General features: G+C 65.6%; 19 protein-coding genes. 10 read left to right on the top strand and 9 right to left on the bottom strand.

Annotated features, from left to right (window positions below):
- Nucleotides 1-2 precede the first annotated feature (2 nt).
- Both boxC and HB681_RS19575 read right to left on the bottom strand, forming a co-directional pair.
- Nucleotides 3-1673, bottom strand: coding sequence for a 2,3-epoxybenzoyl-CoA dihydrolase (gene boxC, locus HB681_RS19580; RefSeq protein WP_213956543.1), 1671 nt, complete (start codon nucleotides 1671-1673; stop codon nucleotides 3-5).
- A gap of 143 nt (nucleotides 1674-1816) precedes the next feature.
- Complete coding sequence (locus HB681_RS19575; protein WP_213956542.1) at nucleotides 1817-2734, bottom strand: helix-turn-helix transcriptional regulator; 918 nt, start codon at nucleotides 2732-2734, stop codon at nucleotides 1817-1819.
- Nucleotides 2735-2896: 162 nt separating this feature from the next.
- Between HB681_RS19575 and HB681_RS19570 the strand changes: the two genes are divergently transcribed.
- The 8 genes from HB681_RS19570 (at nucleotide 2897) to HB681_RS19535 (ending at nucleotide 10419) form a co-directional block, all read left to right on the top strand.
- Complete coding sequence (locus tag HB681_RS19570; RefSeq protein WP_213956541.1) at nucleotides 2897-3367, top strand: DUF4863 family protein; 471 nt, start codon at nucleotides 2897-2899, stop codon at nucleotides 3365-3367.
- A gap of 25 nt (nucleotides 3368-3392) precedes the next feature.
- Nucleotides 3393-4949: a benzoate-CoA ligase family protein gene (locus tag HB681_RS19565; RefSeq protein ID WP_213956540.1), complete on the top strand. Its 1557-nt coding sequence runs from the start codon at nucleotides 3393-3395 to the stop codon at nucleotides 4947-4949.
- 38 nt (nucleotides 4950-4987) lie between these two features.
- Nucleotides 4988-5791, top strand: a complete 804-nt coding sequence (locus tag HB681_RS19560; RefSeq protein WP_213956539.1) for an alpha/beta fold hydrolase — start codon at nucleotides 4988-4990, stop codon at nucleotides 5789-5791.
- Nucleotides 5788-6954, top strand: a complete 1167-nt coding sequence (locus tag HB681_RS19555) for an ABC transporter substrate-binding protein (protein WP_213956538.1) — start codon at nucleotides 5788-5790, stop codon at nucleotides 6952-6954. The genes HB681_RS19560 and HB681_RS19555 overlap by 4 nt, the downstream gene beginning before the upstream one ends.
- Before the next feature lie 196 nt (nucleotides 6955-7150).
- Complete coding sequence (locus HB681_RS19550; protein WP_213956537.1) at nucleotides 7151-8023, top strand: branched-chain amino acid ABC transporter permease; 873 nt, start codon at nucleotides 7151-7153, stop codon at nucleotides 8021-8023.
- Nucleotides 8023-8973 (top strand): branched-chain amino acid ABC transporter permease, encoded by a 951-nt coding sequence (locus tag HB681_RS19545; RefSeq protein WP_256735012.1) that lies wholly within the window; start codon nucleotides 8023-8025, stop codon nucleotides 8971-8973. Before HB681_RS19550 ends, HB681_RS19545 begins: the two co-directional genes overlap by 1 nt.
- Nucleotides 8970-9716, top strand: coding sequence for an ABC transporter ATP-binding protein (locus HB681_RS19540; RefSeq protein WP_213956536.1), 747 nt, complete (start codon nucleotides 8970-8972; stop codon nucleotides 9714-9716). The genes HB681_RS19545 and HB681_RS19540 overlap by 4 nt, the downstream gene beginning before the upstream one ends.
- A 1-nt stretch (nucleotide 9717) precedes the next feature.
- Nucleotides 9718-10419 carry an ABC transporter ATP-binding protein gene (locus HB681_RS19535; RefSeq protein ID WP_213956535.1) on the top strand — a complete coding sequence of 234 codons (702 nt, stop codon included), beginning with the start codon at nucleotides 9718-9720 and terminating at the stop codon, nucleotides 10417-10419.
- 33 nt (nucleotides 10420-10452) lie between these two features.
- Here HB681_RS19535 and HB681_RS19530 read toward each other — a convergent pair whose 3' ends face one another.
- Nucleotides 10453-11739: an aminotransferase class V-fold PLP-dependent enzyme gene (locus tag HB681_RS19530; RefSeq protein WP_213956534.1), complete on the bottom strand. Its 1287-nt coding sequence runs from the start codon at nucleotides 11737-11739 to the stop codon at nucleotides 10453-10455.
- A gap of 108 nt (nucleotides 11740-11847) precedes the next feature.
- Here HB681_RS19530 and HB681_RS19525 point away from each other — a divergent pair, with 108 nt between their 5' ends.
- A complete protein-coding gene (locus HB681_RS19525) occupies nucleotides 11848-12750 on the top strand; it encodes a LysR family transcriptional regulator (RefSeq protein ID WP_213956634.1) in 903 nt (300 codons plus the stop codon).
- 4 nt (nucleotides 12751-12754) lie between these two features.
- Here the strand turns inward: HB681_RS19525 and HB681_RS19520 are convergent, their stop codons facing one another.
- The 6 genes from HB681_RS19520 to HB681_RS19495 all read right to left on the bottom strand — a co-directional run bounded on the left by HB681_RS19520 (nucleotide 12755) and on the right by HB681_RS19495 (nucleotide 18755).
- Nucleotides 12755-13648, bottom strand: coding sequence for a transporter substrate-binding domain-containing protein (locus tag HB681_RS19520; protein ID WP_213956533.1), 894 nt, complete (start codon nucleotides 13646-13648; stop codon nucleotides 12755-12757).
- A gap of 122 nt (nucleotides 13649-13770) precedes the next feature.
- Nucleotides 13771-14106: a hypothetical protein gene (locus HB681_RS19515; RefSeq protein WP_213956532.1), complete on the bottom strand. Its 336-nt coding sequence runs from the start codon at nucleotides 14104-14106 to the stop codon at nucleotides 13771-13773.
- A 128-nt stretch (nucleotides 14107-14234) separates the two neighbouring features.
- The gene (locus tag HB681_RS19510; RefSeq protein WP_213956531.1) at nucleotides 14235-15341 is read right to left on the bottom strand and encodes an adenylate/guanylate cyclase domain-containing response regulator; all 1107 of its coding nucleotides are present in this window, start codon (nucleotides 15339-15341) and stop codon (nucleotides 14235-14237) included.
- The gene (locus tag HB681_RS19505) at nucleotides 15338-15718 is read right to left on the bottom strand and encodes a response regulator (protein ID WP_213956530.1); all 381 of its coding nucleotides are present in this window, start codon (nucleotides 15716-15718) and stop codon (nucleotides 15338-15340) included. The genes HB681_RS19510 and HB681_RS19505 overlap by 4 nt, the downstream gene beginning before the upstream one ends.
- Entirely contained in the window at nucleotides 15718-18606 is a 2889-nt protein-coding gene (locus tag HB681_RS19500; protein WP_213956529.1) for an ATP-binding protein, read from the bottom strand. The genes HB681_RS19505 and HB681_RS19500 overlap by 1 nt, the downstream gene beginning before the upstream one ends.
- Nucleotides 18603-18755 carry a hypothetical protein gene (locus HB681_RS19495; protein WP_213956528.1) on the bottom strand — a complete coding sequence of 51 codons (153 nt, stop codon included), beginning with the start codon at nucleotides 18753-18755 and terminating at the stop codon, nucleotides 18603-18605. The genes HB681_RS19500 and HB681_RS19495 overlap by 4 nt, the downstream gene beginning before the upstream one ends.
- Nucleotides 18756-18929: 174 nt before the next feature.
- Between HB681_RS19495 and HB681_RS19490 the strand changes: the two genes are divergently transcribed.
- Nucleotides 18930-19208 carry a hypothetical protein gene (locus HB681_RS19490; protein WP_213956527.1) on the top strand — a complete coding sequence of 93 codons (279 nt, stop codon included), beginning with the start codon at nucleotides 18930-18932 and terminating at the stop codon, nucleotides 19206-19208.
- Nucleotides 19209-19265: the final 57 nt, after the last annotated feature.

Below are 19265 nucleotides of genomic sequence, written 5' to 3'. Positions count from 1 at the left end.
GTTTAGACGCGGTTGAGGTCGAAGCCGGCTTTCTCGCCGGTGCCGTAGACCTTGAGCGCACCCTTCTCTCCCACGGCGTTCGGCCGGTTGAAGATCCAGTTCTGCCAGGCGGTGAGGCGGCCGAAGATGCGGGTGTTCATGTTCTCGCGCTGCGAGAAGCGCAGGTTGGCTTCGAGGCCGGTCAGCGAATCCGGCGACATCGCGGCGCGTTCTTCCATGGCGATGCGGATCTCGTCGGCCCAGTCGATGTCGTCCGGGGCCATGGTGACGAGGCCCAGCTTCAATGCCTCGTCGGCGTCCAGTTCGCTGCCGATGGCGGCGCGCGCGGCGGCGAGCGGCGCCTCTTCCTCGTAGAAACGGCGTTGCAGGCGGCTCTGGTCGTTGACCATCGGCAGCTTGCCGAAGTTGAGTTCGTTGAGCGACAGCTTCGGTGCATGTTCCGGGTCGTCCGGCAGCGCCAGCATGTAGGCGCGGTCGGCCGAGAAGGCCAGTTCGGCCAAGGTGCCGGCGAAGCACGAATCCGAGTCGATCAGCGCGAACAGGCTGCGCGACGACACGTCGAGGCGGGCCAGCGTCCGGCGCAGCAGGCCGATGGTTTCGCGCACGAACCAGTGGCCTTCGTTCGCCAGCATCGTCGCGTCGCTGGCCAGCACCGCGGCCGGGTCGCCCTTGGTCTTGAGCACCCAGGTGCCGATGTTCAGCTCGTTGGTGCGCATGCAGAGGATCGCGTCGTCCAGTTCGCGCGCCATCGCGAACGGCCACCACGAACCGCCCGCGGCCTCGATGCTCGCGATGTCGGTGGGTTGTGCACCGACCGGCGCATGGATCGTGAATGTCGCCGAGCGCCCTGACCGGTCGATCTCGACCTGCACGTGCTTGTAGCGCAGGCTGTTCTCGCTGTCCTCGCGCTCGATGCGGGCGAGCGGGACACCCTTGGCGCCAGCGGGACGATCGCTCTTTTCGCCCAGCTCGACCGCACGCTGCTGCACGCTGGCCGCGAACTGCGCTGGCTTCACGACCTTGTCGACGAGGCGCCAGTCGACGGCACGCTGCCCGCGCACGCCTTCGACGCTGGTGCAGAAGATGTCGGCCAGGTCGTGGCGCACGTGGCGCTTGTCGGTGACGCGCGTGAGGCCGCCGGTTCCGGGCAGTACGCCGAGCAGCGGCACTTCGGGCAGCGACACCGACGACGAGCGGTCGTCCACGAGGTAGATCTCGTCGCAGGCCAATGCCAGCTCGTAGCCACCGCCGGCGCAGGCGCCATTCACGGCGGCCAGGAACTTGATGCCCGAGTGCTTAGAGGTGTCCTCGATGCCGTTGCGCGTCTCGTTGGTGAACTTGCAGAAGTTGACCTTCCATCTGTGGCTCGACACACCCAGCATGAAGATGTTGGCGCCGGAACAGAAGATGCGGTCCTTGGCGCTGGTGACGACGACCGAGCGCACTTCCGGATGCTCGAAACGCACACGATTCAGCGCGTCGGCCAGTTCAATGTCCACGCCCAGGTCGTAGCTGTTGAGCTTGAGCTTGTAGCCGGGACGGATACCGCCGTCTTCGGCGATATCGAGCGACAGGCGGGCCACGGCGCCGTCGACGCTGAGCTTCCAGTGGCGGTATTGGGTGGGGTCGGTGCGGTAGTCCACGGATGCCGGCGCGGTGGCGGTTTCAGTCATTTCGAGGTCTCCTGATGCGGTGGATAGAAGAAGTATCATGCATGTGACGGATTAATTCTTCCGCCATGACATGCATCATTATGCATGTTCAGGGCTGCGTCAATATCTGCATCGATTTATTACAGGTCATGGGGCGCAAAGTTTCAGGCGGGCTCCGCGAGGCTTTCCCGAACCGCGGCGCGCAAGGACTGGAAGCTCTGCGCGAGGTCCCGTCTCGAGGTATCGACCACCATGTCAGCCTTCGAATAGAAGGCGGCGCGTCCGGTCAGGATGCGGCGAAGGTCGTCCATCGCCTCCTTGCTGGCGGCCATCGGGCGGGTGTCGCCCTGCGCGGCGACGCGGCCCATGTGCTCTTCCGGCGCGGCCTGCAGCCAGACGGTGGCGCAGTGAGCGAGCAATTCGTTGAAGGTGGCCGGGTCGGAGACGATGCCGCCGGGCGTGGCGATCACGACCTCGCTGTAGATCTGCACGGCCTCCTCCAACGCCCTGCGTTCGTAGCGGCGGTAGGCATTGGTGCCATAGAGGTCGTGGATCTCGCGCACGCTGCAGCCGGCGATCTTCTCGATCTCGCGGCTCAGTTCGATGAACGGCACCTCGAGGTCGTCGGCGAGCATCTGCCCCAGCGTGGACTTGCCGGCGCCACGCAAGCCGATCAAGGCGATGCGCCGGTTGCGCGCCGGATCGCTGGACGACGAATCCAGCAGTTCGCTCAACGCGATGCGCGCACGGCGCAGATCCGCCTCGCCTCGCCGCTCCAGCAGTTCGCGGATCAGCAGCCACTCCGGCGAACTGGTGGTCACGTCACCGACGAGTTCGGCCAGCGAGCATTGCAGCGCGTTGGCCACCTGCTGCAGGACCAGGATCGAGGCGTTGCCGGTGCCGTATTCCAGGTTGGCCAGATGCCGCTCGGAAACGTCCGCCGTCAGCGCCACCGCCTTGCGGGTCAGTCCCCGCCGTGCGCGCAGGTTGCGCACCCGATCGCCGAGCGCCACCAGCAGCGGATTCTTCGACTCGTCGTCCGCCACGCTCACGGTCTCGTGGGCTCGCTCATTCATATCCATCCTTGGCCTTGAGGGCATCTCGGGGTTAACACCATGGATGCACTATATTGCTTGACAGCATTTGAGTGCCTGCGTATTGTTCGCAACAGGCAAGATACTGCACATGGCGGATTACCGCAAGCGCGCTGACAGTCTCCTCACCCAAAAAAAGACCAGGCCACGATGTCCAAGGAATCCTTTCACCAGCTTGTTGCCGGCCTCACGGCCGAAATCGCCGGACGGCCGCTCGACCATGAATTGGACGCGTGGCTCAACACCCGCCACGGCGCCGGCACGGCGAGCTTCGAGAGCTTGAAACAGGCCTGTATCGAAGGTGTCGCGGAGGGCTGGCTGTGCGAGCGCGAAGGCGGCGGCATCCGATATGGCCGCGTGTTCAAGGCGGAAGACGCGCTGCATAGTTTCTCGGTCGACGTGGTCGACATGCGGGATATCGCCGGGCCGCACCACAGCCATCCCAAGGGGGAGATCGACCTGATCATGCCGCTCGAAGGCGACGCAACCTTCGACGCGCGGCCTGCAGGCTGGTGTGTGTATCCGCCGGGCAGCGCGCACTTTCCGACCGTCGCGGCAGGACGTGCACTCGTCCTGTACCTGCTGCCCGAAGGCCAGATCCAATTCACAAAGACGGCTTGAACCGTCACCCGAGGAGACCCACCCGATGAGCCCGCTGCCTCCAACTTTCAATTTCGCCGAGCACCTGTTCGCACTGAACCGCGGCCGCGCGCAAAAGGTCGCCTACATCGACGACAAGGGCACGATGACATACGGCGAGCTTGAAGCGCGCGCCCGGCAACTTGCGTCGGCCCTGCTTGCAGTGGGCCTCCAGCGCGAGGACCGCGTGCTGCTGCTCCAACTCGACAGCAGCGACTGGCCGGTGAGCTTCCTCGGCAGCCTGTACGCAGGCGTGGTGCCCGTGGCGGTCAACACGCTGCTCACGGCCGACGACTACGCCTACATGCTCGACCACAGCAGCGCGAAGGCCGCACTGGTGTCGGGCGCCCTGCTGGGCGTGCTGCAGCAGGCGATGGCGAAGGCCCCGCATCAGGTCCGCCAGTTGTTCGTGTCGCATCCGGTGGGCGATCTCCCGGCCGGCGCGGTGAGCATCGCTGACGCCGTCGTCGCGGCCACGCCACTCGCCGCGCCCGCAGACACCGCCCCACAGGATCACGCGTTCTGGCTCTATTCCTCCGGCTCGACCGGCCGGCCCAAGGGCACGGTGCACACCCATGCCAACCCATGGTGGACGGCGGAGCTGTTCGGCAAGCCGGTGCTGGGGCTGACGGAGGACGATGTCTGCTTTTCCGCGGCGAAGCTGTACTTTGCCTATGGACTGGGCAACGCCCTCACCTTTCCGCTGTCGGTCGGCGCGACCGTGATGCTCATGGCCGAGCGCCCGACGCCCGATGCCACCTTCAGGCGCTGGACCGCCAGCGGCATCCGGCCGACGGTGTTCTTCGGCGCGCCCACCGGCTTCGCCGGCATGCTCGCCTCGCCATCGCTGCCGGCGCGCGATCAGGTCGCATTGCGCATGTGCTCTTCGGCGGGAGAGGCACTGCCGGGCGAAATCGCGCAACGGTTCAAGGCGCATTACGGCTGCGAGATCATCGACGGCATCGGCTCGACGGAGATGCTGCACGTCTTCATCTCGAACCGGCCCGGCGACATCCGCTACGGCACCACCGGCAAGCCGGTCGAAGGCTACGAGATCGAACTGCGCGGCGAGGACGGCAAGCCGGTGCCTATCGGCGAGGTCGGCGACCTGTACATCAAGGGCCCGAGCGCCGCGCTGATGTACTGGGGCAACCCCGAGAAGAGTCGCGACACCTTCCACGAAGGCTGGACCAAGAGCGGCGACAAATACTCCCGCGACGCCGACGGCTACTACACCTACGCCGGGCGCAGCGACGACATGCTGAAGGTCAGCGGCATCTACGTCTCGCCCTTCGAGGTGGAGTCGACGCTGATGCTGCATCCCGCGGTGCTCGAGGCCGCGGTGATCGGCAAGGAGGACGCGGACGGGTTGACCAAGACCAAGGCCTATGTCGTGTTGAAGGCCGGCCATTCGGCGACCGACGACGAACTCAAGGCCTTCGTCAAGGAAAAGCTGGCGCCGTACAAGTACCCGCGCTTCATCGAGTTCATCGAGGAGTTGCCGAAGACGGCCACCGGAAAAATCCAGCGCTTCCGCCTGCGTGACAAGGAGAAGCAGGCGTGAGCGGAGGTTCTTCTTCCCTCTCCCCGAGGGGAGAGGGAGTGAACCCCACCGAATTCGCAAGCATCCGTTGGCGCGAGCGCGATGTGCGCATCGAATACGTGCGCATCGCGCCCGAGCGCACCAATGCGCCGCTCGTCGTCTTCCTCCACGAAGGCCTCGGCTCGGTCGCGATGTGGAAGGACTTCCCCCAGCAGCTGTGCGATGCCGGCGGCTACAGGGGCCTTGTGTTCTCGCGCCCCGGCTATGGCCGCTCGACGCCGCGCGATGAAGACGAGCACTGGGATGTCGACTTCATGCACCGGCAGGCATGCGAAGTGCTACCCGCCTTCTTCAATGCAATCCATCTCCAAGAAAAACCCTGGCTCTTCGGCCACAGCGATGGCGGTTCCATCGCCCTCCTCTACGCGGCGCAATTCCCCCACGCCGTGGCGGGCATCGTCGTCGTCGCGCCACACATCTTCGTGGAAGACGTGACCGTCGCGAACATCGAGGAAGCGCGCCAGGCCTACCTGTCCACCGACCTGCCGCAGCGCCTCGGCAAGTACCACAACAGCGCCGATTCCGCCTTCTGGGGCTGGAACCGCATCTGGCTGCACCCGCCCTTTCGCCGATGGAACATCGAGGCCGAGCTCGGCGCGATCCGCTGTCCCGTGCTCGCCATGCAGGGCGTCGACGACGAGTACGGCACGCTGGAGCAAATTCAGGGAATCGCGCGACAAGTGCCTGCAACGCAGCTCGTCGAATTGCCCGACTGCGGGCATTCCCCACACCGCGACCAGCCGGAAAAGGCAATAGTCTCGGCGGTTACATTCATTGACCTGCACCGGAGTTCCACCCCATGAGCCAACGCATCGCACGCACCACCTTGACCGCCCTCGCCCTGGCTTGCATCGCCACCCTGGGGCATGCCCAGCAAGGCAAGCTGAAGGTCGGCCTGATGCTGCCCTACAGCGGCACCTACACCGCGCTGGGCGTGGCCATCGAGAACGGCTTCAAGCTGCGCGTGGACGAGCTCGGCGGCAAGATCGGCGGGCGCGAGATCGAATACGTCAAGGTCGATGACGAATCCGACCCGGCCAAGGCCACCGACAACGTCAACAAGCTCATCAAGCGCGACAACGTCGACGTCATCATCGGCACCGTGCACTCGGGCGTGACCATGGCCATGGCCAAGGCCGCGAAGGAAAGCGGCACCGTGCTGATCGTGCCCAACGGCGGCGCCGACGCGGTGACCGGCCCGATGTGCGCACCCAACATCTTCCGCAGTTCCTTCTCCAACTGGCAGCCTGCCTACGCGATGGGCGAAGTCGCGGCCAAGCAAGGCAAGAAGACCGCGATGACCATCACGTGGAAGTACGCGGCCGGCGACGAGTCGGTGGCCGGCTTCAAGGAAGGCTTCGAGAAGGGCGGCGGCAAGGTGACCAAGGAACTGACCGTGCCCTTCCCCAATGTCGAGTTCCAGGCGCTGCTGACGGAGATCGCCGCGGCCAAGCCCGATGCGGTGTATTCCTTCTATGCCGGCGGCGGCGCGGTGAAGTTCGTCAAGGACTATGCGGCGGCCGGGCTCAACAAGACCATTCCGCTGTACGGCCCCGGCTTCCTCACCGACGGCACGCTGGAAGCGCAAGGCGATGCCGCGCAAGGCATGCTGACCACGCTTCACTATGCCGACGGCCTGAACACGGCGCGCGACAACAGCTTCCGCACGGCCTATGCCACCAAGTTCAAGCTGCAGCCCGACGTGTATGCCGTGCAGGGCTATGACGCCGCGCAGATGCTGGCCATCGGCCTCAACGCAGTGAAGGGCGACCTCACGAAGAAGGCGGAATTTTCCGGCGCCATCGAGAAGGCGAAGATCGACAGCCCGCGCGGCCCGTTCACGATCAGCAAGTCGCACAACCCGGTGCAGGACTTCTACCTGCGCAAGGTCGAGGGCAAGGAGAACAAGCTGGTGAACGTGGCCGTGAAGGGCCTGGCCGATCCGGGTCGCGGCTGCAAGATGTAGGGTAGCCGGGGCTGCGCGGCATGCCACGCATGCTTCGCCAGCCTCCTTGCCGGGGGCGACGACAGCGTCCGCAATGCCGCTTCAACCCTACGGTCGCGCGCGCTTCGTCTTTCCAACGCCGATAAAGAGCAACGCCAGCGGTCCGGCCAAGTCCGGCACGCGGCGTTTCACAAGTAGAACAACTGAGGGTCTTTGAGTGGATATCGGCACCTTCCTCGTCCAGTGCCTGAACGCCGTCCAGTACGGTTTGCTGCTGTTCCTGGTCGCCTCCGGGCTGACGCTGATCTTCGGGATCATGGGCGTCATCAACCTGGCGCACGGCAGCTTCTACATGATTGGCGCGTACATGGCGTTCGCGCTGTCGCCGCTGTTCGGCGACCAGTTCATCGCCATGCTCGTGGCCGGCGTGGTGCTGGCGGCGGTGTTCGGCTACCTGCTCGAATGGGCGTTCTTCAGTTTTCTCTACCAGCGTGAGCATCTGCAGCAGGTGCTGATGACCTATGGGCTGATCCTCGTGTTCGAGGAACTGCGCTCCATCCTGGTCGGCAACGACGTGCACGGCGTGAAGGTGCCGCCCTGGCTGGACGGCAGCTTTGCGCTCGGCAGCCTCATGAGCTACCCGTGGTACCGGCTCTTTGCTTCGGCGGCCTGCATCGTGCTGGCCATCGGGCTCTACTGGGTGGTGAATCGCACGAGGCTCGGCATGATGGTGCGGGCCGGCGCCAGCAACCGCGATATGGTGCGCGGACTGGGCATCGACATCCGCAGGCTCTACCGCATCGTGTTCGCGGCCGGCGTGGCGCTCGCGGCGCTGGCCGGCATGATCGCGGCGCCGATGTCCTCGGTGTACCCGGGCATGGGCGCGAGCGTGCTGATCATCTGCTTCGTGGTGGTGGTGATCGGCGGCATCGGGTCGATCACCGGGGCGCTGGTGGCATCGCTGCTGGTGGGCTTCGTGGACACCTTCGGCAAGGTGTTCTTTGCCGAGCTGAGCGGGATGGGCGTGTACGTGCTCATGGCGATCGTGCTGATCTGGCGGCCCGAAGGCTTGATGGGGCGGAAGACATGATGAGTCGCCTCAATCACATCCTGCCGCTGGCCTGTGCGTTGCTGCTGGCCGTGATCGGGCCGATGTTGAGCCCGTATGCGTCGGACTTCATCGTCAAGGTGATGATCCTCTCGATCTTCGCGTTGAGCCTGGAACTGCTGGTCGGCATGACCGGGCTGGTGAGCCTCGGCCACGCGGCGTTCTATGGCATCGGCGCCTATGCCACGGTGCTCGCCTCCGGAAAGGACGGCGGCTCGATCGCGATGCTGCTGCCGCTGGCCATGGGAAGCGCCGCGGCCTATGCGCTGGTCGTGGGCGCGCTCAGCCTGCGCACGCGCGGCGTGTACTTCATCATGGTGACGCTGGCGTTCGCGCAGATGGCTTTCTTCGTCTTCCACGACACCAAGTTCGGCGGCGGCAGCGACGGCATCTACATGTACATCCGGCCTGCGCTGGGCTCGATCGACATGGACAACCGTTATGTGCAGTTCTATGCGGTGCTGGGCTCGCTGGTGTTCAGCTACGGCCTGCTGGCGCTGATCCGCCGCTCGCGCTTCGGCGCCGCGCTCGCCGGCATCCGCGTGAACGAGCAGCGCATGCGGGCGGCCGGGTTCCCGGTGTATGGCTACAAGCTCGCGGCCTTCGTGCTGGCCGGCGCGCTGGCCGGGCTGGCGGGTTTCCTCTTGGCCTCGCGCGATGGCGTGGTCAACCCCGAGCTGCTCGCCTGGCACAACTCGGGCGAAGTGCTGCTGATGATCATCCTGGGCGGCCTTGGCCACCTGCGCGGTGCGGTGATCGGCGCCGTGGCATTCACGCTGCTGAAGGAACTGCTGTCCACGCAAGCCTTCGTCGGGCCGCTGGCGGACCATTGGCAGCTGACGCTGGGCCTCGCGATCATCGCGTTCGTGGCCTTGCTGCCGAAGGGCATCGTCGGCATCGCTTCGCGGCTTTCCCCGAAGGCATCCACATGAGCGCATTGCTGGCCGTCGACAAACTCACGCGCCGCTTTGGCGGCCTGGTGGCGGTGAACGCGGTGAACATCGACCTGCATCGCGGCGAGGTGCATGCAGTGATCGGCACCAACGGCGCGGGCAAGTCGACGCTGATCAACATGCTCTCCGGCGAGATTGCCGCATCCGAAGGCCGCGTCACGCTCGAAGGCGAGGACATCACGACGCGCGCCCAGTCGCGCCGCGCACGAGAAGGCGTCGGCCGCAGCTACCAGCGCACGACGATCTTTCCGGAGTTCTCCGTGCACGAGAACTGCAGGCTGTCGGCGCAGGCGTCGGCGCCGCGTCCATGGGCCATCTGGGAAGCCTCTGCGCGCTGCGCCGCCAGCAATGCCGCCGCCGACGAAGCCCTGGCCGCGGCCGGCCTTGCAACCGACGCGCAACGCATCGCCGGCACGCTGAGCCACGGCGCCAAGCGACAGCTCGAAGTCGCGATGTGCCTCGCCACGCGACCACGCGTGTTGCTGCTGGACGAGCCGCTCGCCGGCATGGGCGCCGAGGAAACCGAACGCATGCTCGCGCTGCTGACCCAGCTGAAGTCCTCGCATGCGATCCTGCTGGTGGAGCACGACATGGATGCGGTGTTCCGCATTGCCGACCGCATCACGGTGATGGTCAACGGCGCCGTCATCGCGACGGGCGACCCGGATGCGATCCGCAACAACGCCGAGGTTCGCACCGCGTACCTGGGTGAGGACCATTGAGATGTTGCAAGTCACAGGCATCAACACCTACTACGGCGACAGCCACATCCTGCGCGGCGTCGATGTCGAGTTGCCGGCATCGACATCGGTCGGCCTGCTCGGACGCAATGGCATGGGCAAGACCACGCTGATCCGCACGCTGATGGGCTATGTGCGCCCTGCCTTTGGCCAAGTGAAGCTCGACGGCCAGGACGTGACCGGCTGGGTGCCGGAGAAGATGGCACGGCGCGGCATCGGCTATGTGCCCGAAGGCCGCGGCATCTTTCCGAACCTCTCCGTCAAGGAGAACCTGCTGATGAGCGCCCGCGCCGGCATCGACGGCCAGCGCGCGTGGACCTTCGACCGCGTGATGGCGACCTTCCCACGGCTCACCGAGCGACTGGGTCACGGCGGCCAGCAGCTTTCCGGCGGCGAGCAGCAGATGCTGTCGATCGGCCGCGCGCTCATGACCAACCCACGCCTGCTGATCCTCGACGAAGCCACCGAAGGCCTGGCGCCGCTGATCGTGGCCGAGATCTGGCGTGTGATCGCGGACATCCGCAGTACCGGCATCGCCACGCTGATCGTGGACCGCGACTGGCGCAAGGTGCTGGCGCATACGGATCGCGCGGTGGTGATGGAGAAAGGCCGGATCGTGCTGGCCTCGGAATCGGCTGCGTTGGTGGCTGCACCGGAGGCGCTGTCGACCTTGCTGGGCGTTTGACCCGCGCGTGCCCATGCGCTTGCCCGCCCTTGATCAAGCGGTGGCAAACACCTGGCTGATCTCCCTCGTTACTTGCAGGAAGCGATCGATGTCGGCCGCGGAATTGCAGTGCAGCGGAGACACGCGAATCGCGCCTTCAAGCCCGAAGGACTGCAGCATGCGCTTCGAATACAAGCTCGTCGCCACACGTTCATAGACGATCACGCCGCGCTTCTCGTACTCCCGCACCGCCTGCGCGTGCTCCAGGTTGTCGATGCCGATCGCGAGGATCAGGTCGCGCTTCGTGAGGTCTTCGTAGTCGAGGAAGACCTGCACGTTGTCCATGCGGCGCAAGCCAGGGTTGTTGTCGTCGCCATCGAGCAAGCGGGCGAGCAATGCACGCTCATGCAGCTCGATGCCATGGATGCCCGCGGCGAACAGTTCGCGCCGGTCCTGGCTCTGGCTGAACTGCCCGCCGAGCCAGCAGACGTAGTTGACGATCTCGGTGACCACCGCGAACTGCCAGGGCGCCGCGCTGCCCAGGTCCCAGAAGTCCTTCTTCTTGCCGGCCAGCTTGTGATGCGGCAGCACCGACGCACGATCCGACACCCACGACATGCCCGAGCCCCTGCAGCCGAAGAACTTGTACGGCGCGATGTTGATGCCGTCCACCGGCGTCTTCTGCAGGTCGATCAACCCATGCGGCGCGTGCTGCACCGCGTCCACGATGATGTAGAGGTCGGGCTTGATGGCGCGTGTGCGCTTCACGATCTGCTCGATGTCCAGCTTGGCGCCCGAAATGTTGGACGCGTAGATCACGCTCAGCAGCGACGTATCCTGGTCGACCAGGCCCACGATCTCGTCGACATCGACGCCGCCTGTCACCGGGTTGGACTGCGCGACCCGCAGCGTCTTGCCGAGGCGCTCGGCATACAGCGACATCGCGTCGAAGGACGAGGGATGTTCGAGCACGGTGGTCACCATGTTCGTGCCGGGCACGTTCTCGGCCACCGCGCGCACCATGTCGAACATGCCGCCGGACGCGGTGAGCGAAGCGTAGACGCTGCCGCCTTTCGCGTTGAGGATTGTCCGAACGTCGTCTGTGCCCTGGGCCTGCACGCGCTGCAGGAAGATCGCGAGCTCATGGATGCGCTCGGGGCAGTCGGGCAACGCGTCGATGCGCCCCATCTGCTCGACCGCGGCCTTCAACCGGAACGAGCCGCCGGCGTTGTCGAAGAAGAGTCGTTGCCGCCCGTTCATATCGTGGTCGACATAGTGAAACCGGCTCTTGATCTCGTGCATCAGCGCATCGGCGAAGAGCGCGCCTTGATCGGTGTTCATGCTGGATTTCCAGAAAAAATATTGATGAATAGGATTGGGGAGACCCTGATCGCGGCGACGTGATCAGGGAGACTCTCCAGCTGAAGAAATGAACGCGCCTCGGCCATGATGACTTTCAAGCAACTCGAAGCGCTCTACTGGATCGGCCAGCTCGGCAGCTTCGCACTCGCGGCCAACAAGCTGCACACCTCGCAGTCGGCCGTGTCCAAGCGCGTGCACGAGCTGGAGATGGTGTTCGACACCGAGCTGTTCGACCGCACGCAGCGATCCGCCCGCCTCACCGACAAGGGCGAGGAGATGTTCATGCTGGCCAAGAGCCTGCTCGCGCAGCGCGATGCGGCCGTCGAGCAGTTCGGCCGGCAGGACGTGCTCGAGCGCCGTGTTCGCATCGGCGTGACCGAACTCACCGCGATGACCTGGTTCCCGCGCTGGGTCGAGCGGATCCAGTCGCACTACCCGAAGGTCACCCTGGAGCCGGACGTCGACAGCAGCGTCAACCTGCGCGAGAAGGTGCTGGCCGACGAGCTCGACCTCATCGTGGTGCCCGACGCCTTCGCCGACACGCGCATCCCCAGCAAGGCCGTCGGCGCCGTCGAAAGCGCGTGGATGTGCAAGCCCGGGCTCATCCCGCAAGGTGAGCCGGTGCGCCTCCATGAACTGGCGCGCCAGCGCATGCTGATCCAGGGCTCGAAGTCGGGCACCGGCCTGCTCTACGACAGCTGGATGAAGGAGCTCGGCATCCAGCCCGCCAACACGATCGTCATCCACAACCTCGTCGCGCTGATCGGCCTGACCGTCTCCGGCCTGGGCGTGAGCTACCTGCCTCGCCATGCACTGCAGCAGATGGTCGACCAGGGACTGCTCGCACCCATCGACGTCACGCCCGCGCTGCCGCCGGTGACCTACGTGGCGATGTACAAGGGCGAGCATCGGAGTTCGCTGGTGGCTTCGATCGTGATGCTGGCGCAGGAATGCTGCGATTTCACGCAGATGTTCCAGGCGGCGCGTTGACAACTCACACACCCTTGTTGTTCGGGTTCCTGTAGATCTCCTTGACGGCATCCGTCATCGGGAAATTGAGGTTGGCGTTGGTCGGCGGAATCGGCCTGGTGAACCACCTGGCGTAGAGCTGCTCGATGGCGCCCGACTTCATGAGGTCCGTCACCGTCTTGTCGACCATTTCCTTGAACGCCGGATCGTCCTTGCGGTACATGATCCCGTAGGGCTCCTGGCGCAGCGACTCGCCCGTCAGGATCTTGAAGTCGCCCGGCTTCGTCGACGTTGCGATGAGGCCGGCCAGTTGCACGTCGTCGAGGATGTAGGCCACGCTGCGGTCCGACGCCAGCAGCAGGAAGCCGTCCGCCGTGTCCTTGGCCGCCAGTTCCTGCACCTCGACGTTGCCTGCCTTGCGGTACTGGCGCAGGAGCTGGATGCCCGTGCTGCCGGACACGGTCGACACGGTCTTGCCGTTCAAATCGGCCAGGGTGTTGATGCCGGAGTTCTTCTTCACCGCAGCGGTGATGTGGGTGACGAAATGGCTCGGCGCGAATGCGACCTGCTGCTGGCGCTGCACGGTGTTCGTGGTGGTGGCGCAGTCGAGGTCGACGGTGCCGTTGGTCAGCAACGGAATGCGGTTCGTCGAGGTCAGGACCGTGTAGTGCACTTCCAGGTTGGGCATGCCCAGCCTGGCCTTCACCGCCTCGACGATCTTCAGGCAGATGTCGTTGGTGAAGCCGACCGGATCGCCGCCGCCGGCGGGCTTGTACGAGAAGGGGACCTGGCTGTCGCGTCCGCCGATCTGGATGCTGCCGCTGGCCTTGATCTTGGCGAGCGTGTCGCTTTGCGCGAGTACGGGCGAGCACAGGAGGGCTGCGGCCAGGCCGAGCGCCAGGGAGAGACGGGATTGCATTCTGGAAGCCTTCGAGGTGGTGGTGAACGCGATTCTGCGAGCCCCGAAGATCTTCTAAAAGCGATTAATTTTCAGTCGACTGCATTCCTGAAAGAGATATGACGCGATGTCCTGGCGACGTACTAAATTGCCGCCCGCGCTCGGAGCCCGATCGAAAAGCGGAAGGACACCCCGCTCGGCTGCGGCTTTCTTGCGCTCGGCTGCTGCACGGTGACCGGCAGCGTGGCGATAGGCTGATCGACCAGCGTACCTTCGAGTGCCTCCAACTCGATATGTCCCGCCGCGGTCAGGCGCATCAAGGAACGCGGGTCGTTCTCGTCGATTGGCGTGCCGAATTCATAGTCGACCCATTCGGCCCAGCCTTCACTGATCAGCATCTGGCTGGTGGTGGGCGCCATGCCGTTGCACTGTTGGGCATCGAGCAAGGCACCTTTGAGCAGGGAGGGCGACAGGTTCATTGGGTGTCTGAAAATCAGGCCAGTCGTGGATCGGATGTAAGAAATTGTATGTAACACCAACGTGAGCACAATACAACTTAGGTGGTAACTGGTTACGTCGAGTATCAACACCACCCGCCCGTCCCTTGTCAGCCAAATACCAACCGAAATGTCGGCACGGGCCGCTGGAATCCCTTCAGCATCAGCTCACCCGCCGCCTCCGCGTTCAGACGACCGTCGAGCGCGCCCACCACGCGCCGCGACATCAGGATCTCGCCGCCCGCCGCCTCGCCGCAGAGACGTGCCGCGAGGTTGGTCACGGTGCCGATCGCGCCGTAGTCGATGCGGCCCGGGAAGCCGATGCCACCGATGGTGGCAAAGCCCTGCGCCACGCCAACGCCCATCGTCAGGTCGTAGCCGTGCTTCTTCCATGCGGCGCTGAGGACGGCAACCTCCTGCTGCATGGCCAGCGCCATTTCGACGGCGCGCAGGCTGGGGTCCGCGATCGGCACCGGGTCATTGAAGAAGACCATGATCCCGTCCCCCGAAAAGCGCTCCAGCGTGCCTTCGTACTGCAGGATCAGCCGGCCCATGGCGGCGTGGTATTCGGCCAGCACGCCCATCACCTCCTCCGGCTCGGCGGTCTCGGTGAAAGCGGTGAAGCCGCGCAGGTCGAGGAACACGACGGTGATCTCGCGTCGATGGCTTTTCAGTGGGTCGTCGGCGCCCCCGGCCACGATCAGTTCGGCCAGTTGCGGGGAGAAGAAGCGTTTCAGCCGCCCCAGGTTTTCCAGTTCGCGCACGCCCTTGGCAACGCGCTCTTCCAACTGGCGATTCCACTCGGCCAGTTCGGCGCTCTGTCGCTGCACCTGGTCGTACAGGTGCTTGATGCGCAGCAGCGAGCGCACGCGCGCCAGCAGTTCGGCCTGGCTCACGGGCTTGGTCAGGAAGTCGTCGGCGCCCGCTTCGAGGCCCTTGATGCGTTCCTTGCCGGGGTCCAGCGCGGTCACCAGCACCACGGGCAGCATCGCGTGCGCCGGGTCCGCACGGATCGCGGCGCAAACCTCGTAGCCGCTCATGCCGGGCATCATCACGTCGAGCAGCACGAGGTCTGGCTTCTCGGCGGGCAGCAGCGCCAGCGCCTGCGGACCCGACGACGCGGTGACCACCGCGTAGCCCTTGACCGCCAGGATGTCGGCGAGCAGCTTGACGTTGACCGGAACGTCATCGACGACGAGCACCTTGGAAACGCTCATGGCCCTTGCCTCCCCTGGGCCAGGAAACGCTTCACCGTCGCGCGGAACAGCTTCAGGTCGATCGGCTTGGTGATGAAGGCATCGAAACCCGAGTTGATGACCTTCTGCTGCTCGTCCGGCATGACGGATGCGGATACCGCGAGGATCGGGATTGCGTCGAGCGCGGAGTTGGTGCGGATGCGCCGCAGGGCCTCGGCGCCGTCGAAGTCCGGCAGCTGGATGTCCATGAGGATCAGGTCGGGCAGCCTGCCGGTCGCCAGGGCCACGCCCTCGGCGGCGGTGGTCGCCTCCAGCGTGGCATGGCCTTCGAACTGAAGGATGTCGCGCACCAGCTTCATGTTCTTGTCGTTGTCTTCGACGATCAATATGGTGGGCATCAAACAGCCTCCAGTTCGCGTTCAGGCAAATCGAACGCAAAGGTCGATCCCTGGCCCGGCGCGCTTTCGAGGCGCATCGTGCCGCCGTGCAGCTCGACGAAGCGCTTGGCCAGCGCGAGGCCGAGGCCGGTGCCTTCGGCCTTGCGCAGGTATTCGCCGGTGGCCTGCCGGAACTCCTCGAACACCAGCGCCTGCTGATCCGCCGCAATGCCCACCCCGGTATCGACCACGGCGATTTCCACCGCATGGTCGAGCCTGCGCGCGCGCAGGGTCACGCTGCCACCGGCCGGCGTGAACTTGACCGCGTTCGACAGCAGGTTGACCAGCACCTGCTTGAGCTTGCGCTGGTCGGCCACCCATTCGCCGAGGCCTTCGTCGACGTCCAGCGTCAGCGTCAGGCCCTGCCGCAGGGCGCGCTCGCGCACCAGCGTCGTGCTGTTGTCGAGCAGCATGCCCAGGTCGAAGGACGACAGGTCGAGTTCCATGCGCCCGGCCTCGATCTTCGACAGGTCCAGGATGTCGTTGATGAGGGACAGCAGGTGGTGCCCCGAGGTGTTGATGTCATTGAGGTATTCCAGTTGCTTGTCGTTGACATCGCCGAACATCTTTTCCGACAGCACCTCGGAGAAGCCGATGATCGCGTTGAGCGGCGTGCGCAACTCGTGCGACATGTTGGCCAGGAACTCCGACTTGTGCTGGTTGGCCTGCGCCAGCTCGCGGCTGGTGCTGCGGATCTCCTGGATCAGCCGCGCATTGCGGATGGCGATCACCGCCTGGTCGGCAAAGGTCAGCAGCATCGCCGTCTCCTTGGCGCTGAACGGCTCGCGGGTGTGGCGCCCGACCAGGATGGTGCCCAGGCGCCCTTCCTCCGACAGCATCGGCACGATCGCGAGCGACTTGCAGCCGACCAGTTCGCAGCCGCGCCGCAGCGTCTCGGACATGTTGGTCGCGGTGGCCACGTCCGGGAAGTGCGTGACCTTGCGCACCATCAACTCGGACTGCCTGCGCGTCGCCGCTTCGGCTGGCGCCGGATACATCGCCGCCAGCTCTTCGGGATGCGGGCCGGCATAGGCGGCCAGGTGCCAGGCGTTGTCGCTGCCGAGCTGGTCGATCACCACATGCGAGTTGTCGAACAGCCGCTCGCAGCTCAGCAGGATGCTGTCGAACACGGGCTGCGCATCGGCCACCGAACGGCCTATGACGCTGAGCACCTCCGCCGATGCGCGCTGCTGCTCCAGCGCCTCGCGGGTGTCGTTGAACAGGCGCGCATTCTGGATCGCAATGACGGACTGGTCGGCGAAGGTCTTCAGCAGCGCCACGTCCTTCTCGGAGAACGGCCCCGGCTCCGGCCGGCCGATGAAGATCACGCCGATGGCGCGTCCCTCCCAGAGCAAGGGCGCGAGCACCACGGCGCGCGTGCCCACCGCCTCGCTGCTGCGCCGCACGAACAGCGGTACATCCGGCCCGGCTACATCGGGGTATTGCACGACGCGGCGCTGCAGGATGGCCTGGCCCGAGCCGGACTCGGCCGTGAGCGGCACCGGGAAGGTGCTTGCGAAGGCCTCGCGGTTGGCCGAGCCGTGCTGCGCCGCGAGGTGCACCAGCCCGTCCTCGCCGGCCATCGAGATGCCCATGTGCACCGCACCGAACAGCCGCTCGCAACTGCGCAGCACCGCATCGAAGACCGGCTGCGCATCAGTGGGTGATTCGCTGATCACGCGCAGGATCTCGCTGGTCGCGGTCTGGTAGGCGAGCGACACGGTGAGTTCGCTGGTGCGTTCGTCGACCTTGCGCTCCAGGCCGGCGTAGGAGGCGCGCAGGTCGGCGCCCATCTGGTTGAACTGCGCGGCAAGGGTCTCGAGTTCGTCGCCGGTGTGGACGTCGATGCGGTGCTCCAGCTCGCCGGCGCCGAGCCGTGCGGCGCCTTCCTGCAGCGCCTGGATCGGGCGCACGAGCGCGCGGGCGAGAAAGAAGCTCAAGGCTGTCGCCACCAGCAGGCCGGCCAGCAGCAACAGCCCGGTGCGCAGGATGGTCGCGTACAGCGGCGCATAGGCCTCGGCGCGCGGCGACTCGACGAACACGGTCCAGCCCAATGCAGGAATGCGCGCATGCGCCGCGAACACCTCGGCACCCGACAGGTCGCGCGCCACGGGCTGCGCCTGGCCCTCCGGCGCATCGCGCGCGGCCACTTGCGGCAAGGGGCTGAGATCGCTCTTCTTCAGCACCAGGCTGATGTCCGGATGCGCAATCAGCGTGCCGCCCGCATCGACCACGTAGGCCAGCCCGGCTCGGCCGATCTTGATGCGCGAGACCACGTCCCAGACGAACTTCAGGTTCACTTCCGCCGCCGTCACGCCGCCCCCGCTGCCGGCGGCGCGCGCGATCGTCATGTAGGGCTCGGTGCCCTTCAGGAAGTACACCGGGCCGTAGTAGGTCTTGCCGGCCGCGGCCTCGGTGAAGCGCGGGTCGCGCGACATGTCGGCGCCGGTGGCGATCGAGTCCATGCCCAGGCGCGACACGCGCAGTTGCTCCAGTCCGGCAGGGTCCATCCAGACCACTTCGGTGATGGCGGGCGTCTGGCGCAGCAGCTTGAGGTATTCGATGCGGCGCTGCTCCAGCGGGTCGCCGCCGGATTCGACGCGCGGCAGCGCCGTCCAGCTCAACTGGTGCTCGATGTCGAGCATGTACTGCTCGATGCGGGTGGCCGCGCCCTGGGCCTTCTCGAACTGCAACGCGACCAGTTGCGTGCGCGTTTCCCGGTACGAGAAATAGATGCTGATGGCGCCGCTCACCAACAGCACGCCGGCCACCACGGCAATGATCAGCGTCGCGTACTTGGGGAACAGCCGCCAATGCGGGGCGGTCACGTGGGCCAGCGCCGTCCTCATTCGATCACCCTGTGAGCGCGCGTCAGCACCCCGCCTGGCAGGGCCGACACCGCACGCATGGCCGCCAGCAGGCCACCGCCCAGGGTGATCAGGAGGAACCGGCGCTTGTTCACCGGCCGGAATGCTACGCCGGTGGCGGCTTTTCGCAAGCCGCGCACCGTTGTGGTGAGAACGGGCCGTCCACCCTCCGCGCGACCTCACCTACGCCGTTCGGATTGACGCAAGTCACACGAAACCCACGTAACGGGGCTTGACCCGCAGGCCCGTGCACTCGAAGAATGTGATCGTGCGAAGTTGTTCGTCTACCTTGCAAGGAGATCGCAATGTTCAACCTGTTTTCCGGGCCCAAGCAGCACATACGACGAGCCGTCGTGCTGCTGGAGGAAGCACACATGGCGCGCCTGGAACACCAGGCCGCGGCGGAGCATCACAGCGCCCTGGCCAAGATGTATGCCGAACGGGCCAAGCGGCTCGAACGCGAGATCCAGCAGACCCAGATGGTCGCCGCCCCGCCGGGCTCGCTCGGCGATGTCGTCATCGAGCAGCCGGCGCTCTATGCGCTGAACGGCAAACGCGCGAAGAACACCGCGCTGCCCAATTGATCTGAATTCCGGCTTCGTCCGACGCACGGACGAGGCTATCGAAGCGGGCCGCGGCAT

This window comes from Variovorax sp. dw_954 (assembly GCF_018449755.1).
In the GTDB taxonomy this organism is placed as follows: Bacteria; Pseudomonadota; Gammaproteobacteria; order Burkholderiales; family Burkholderiaceae_C; genus Variovorax.
Note: the sequence above shows the minus strand (reverse complement) of the source record. Positions and strands in the feature narration are given on the sequence as shown.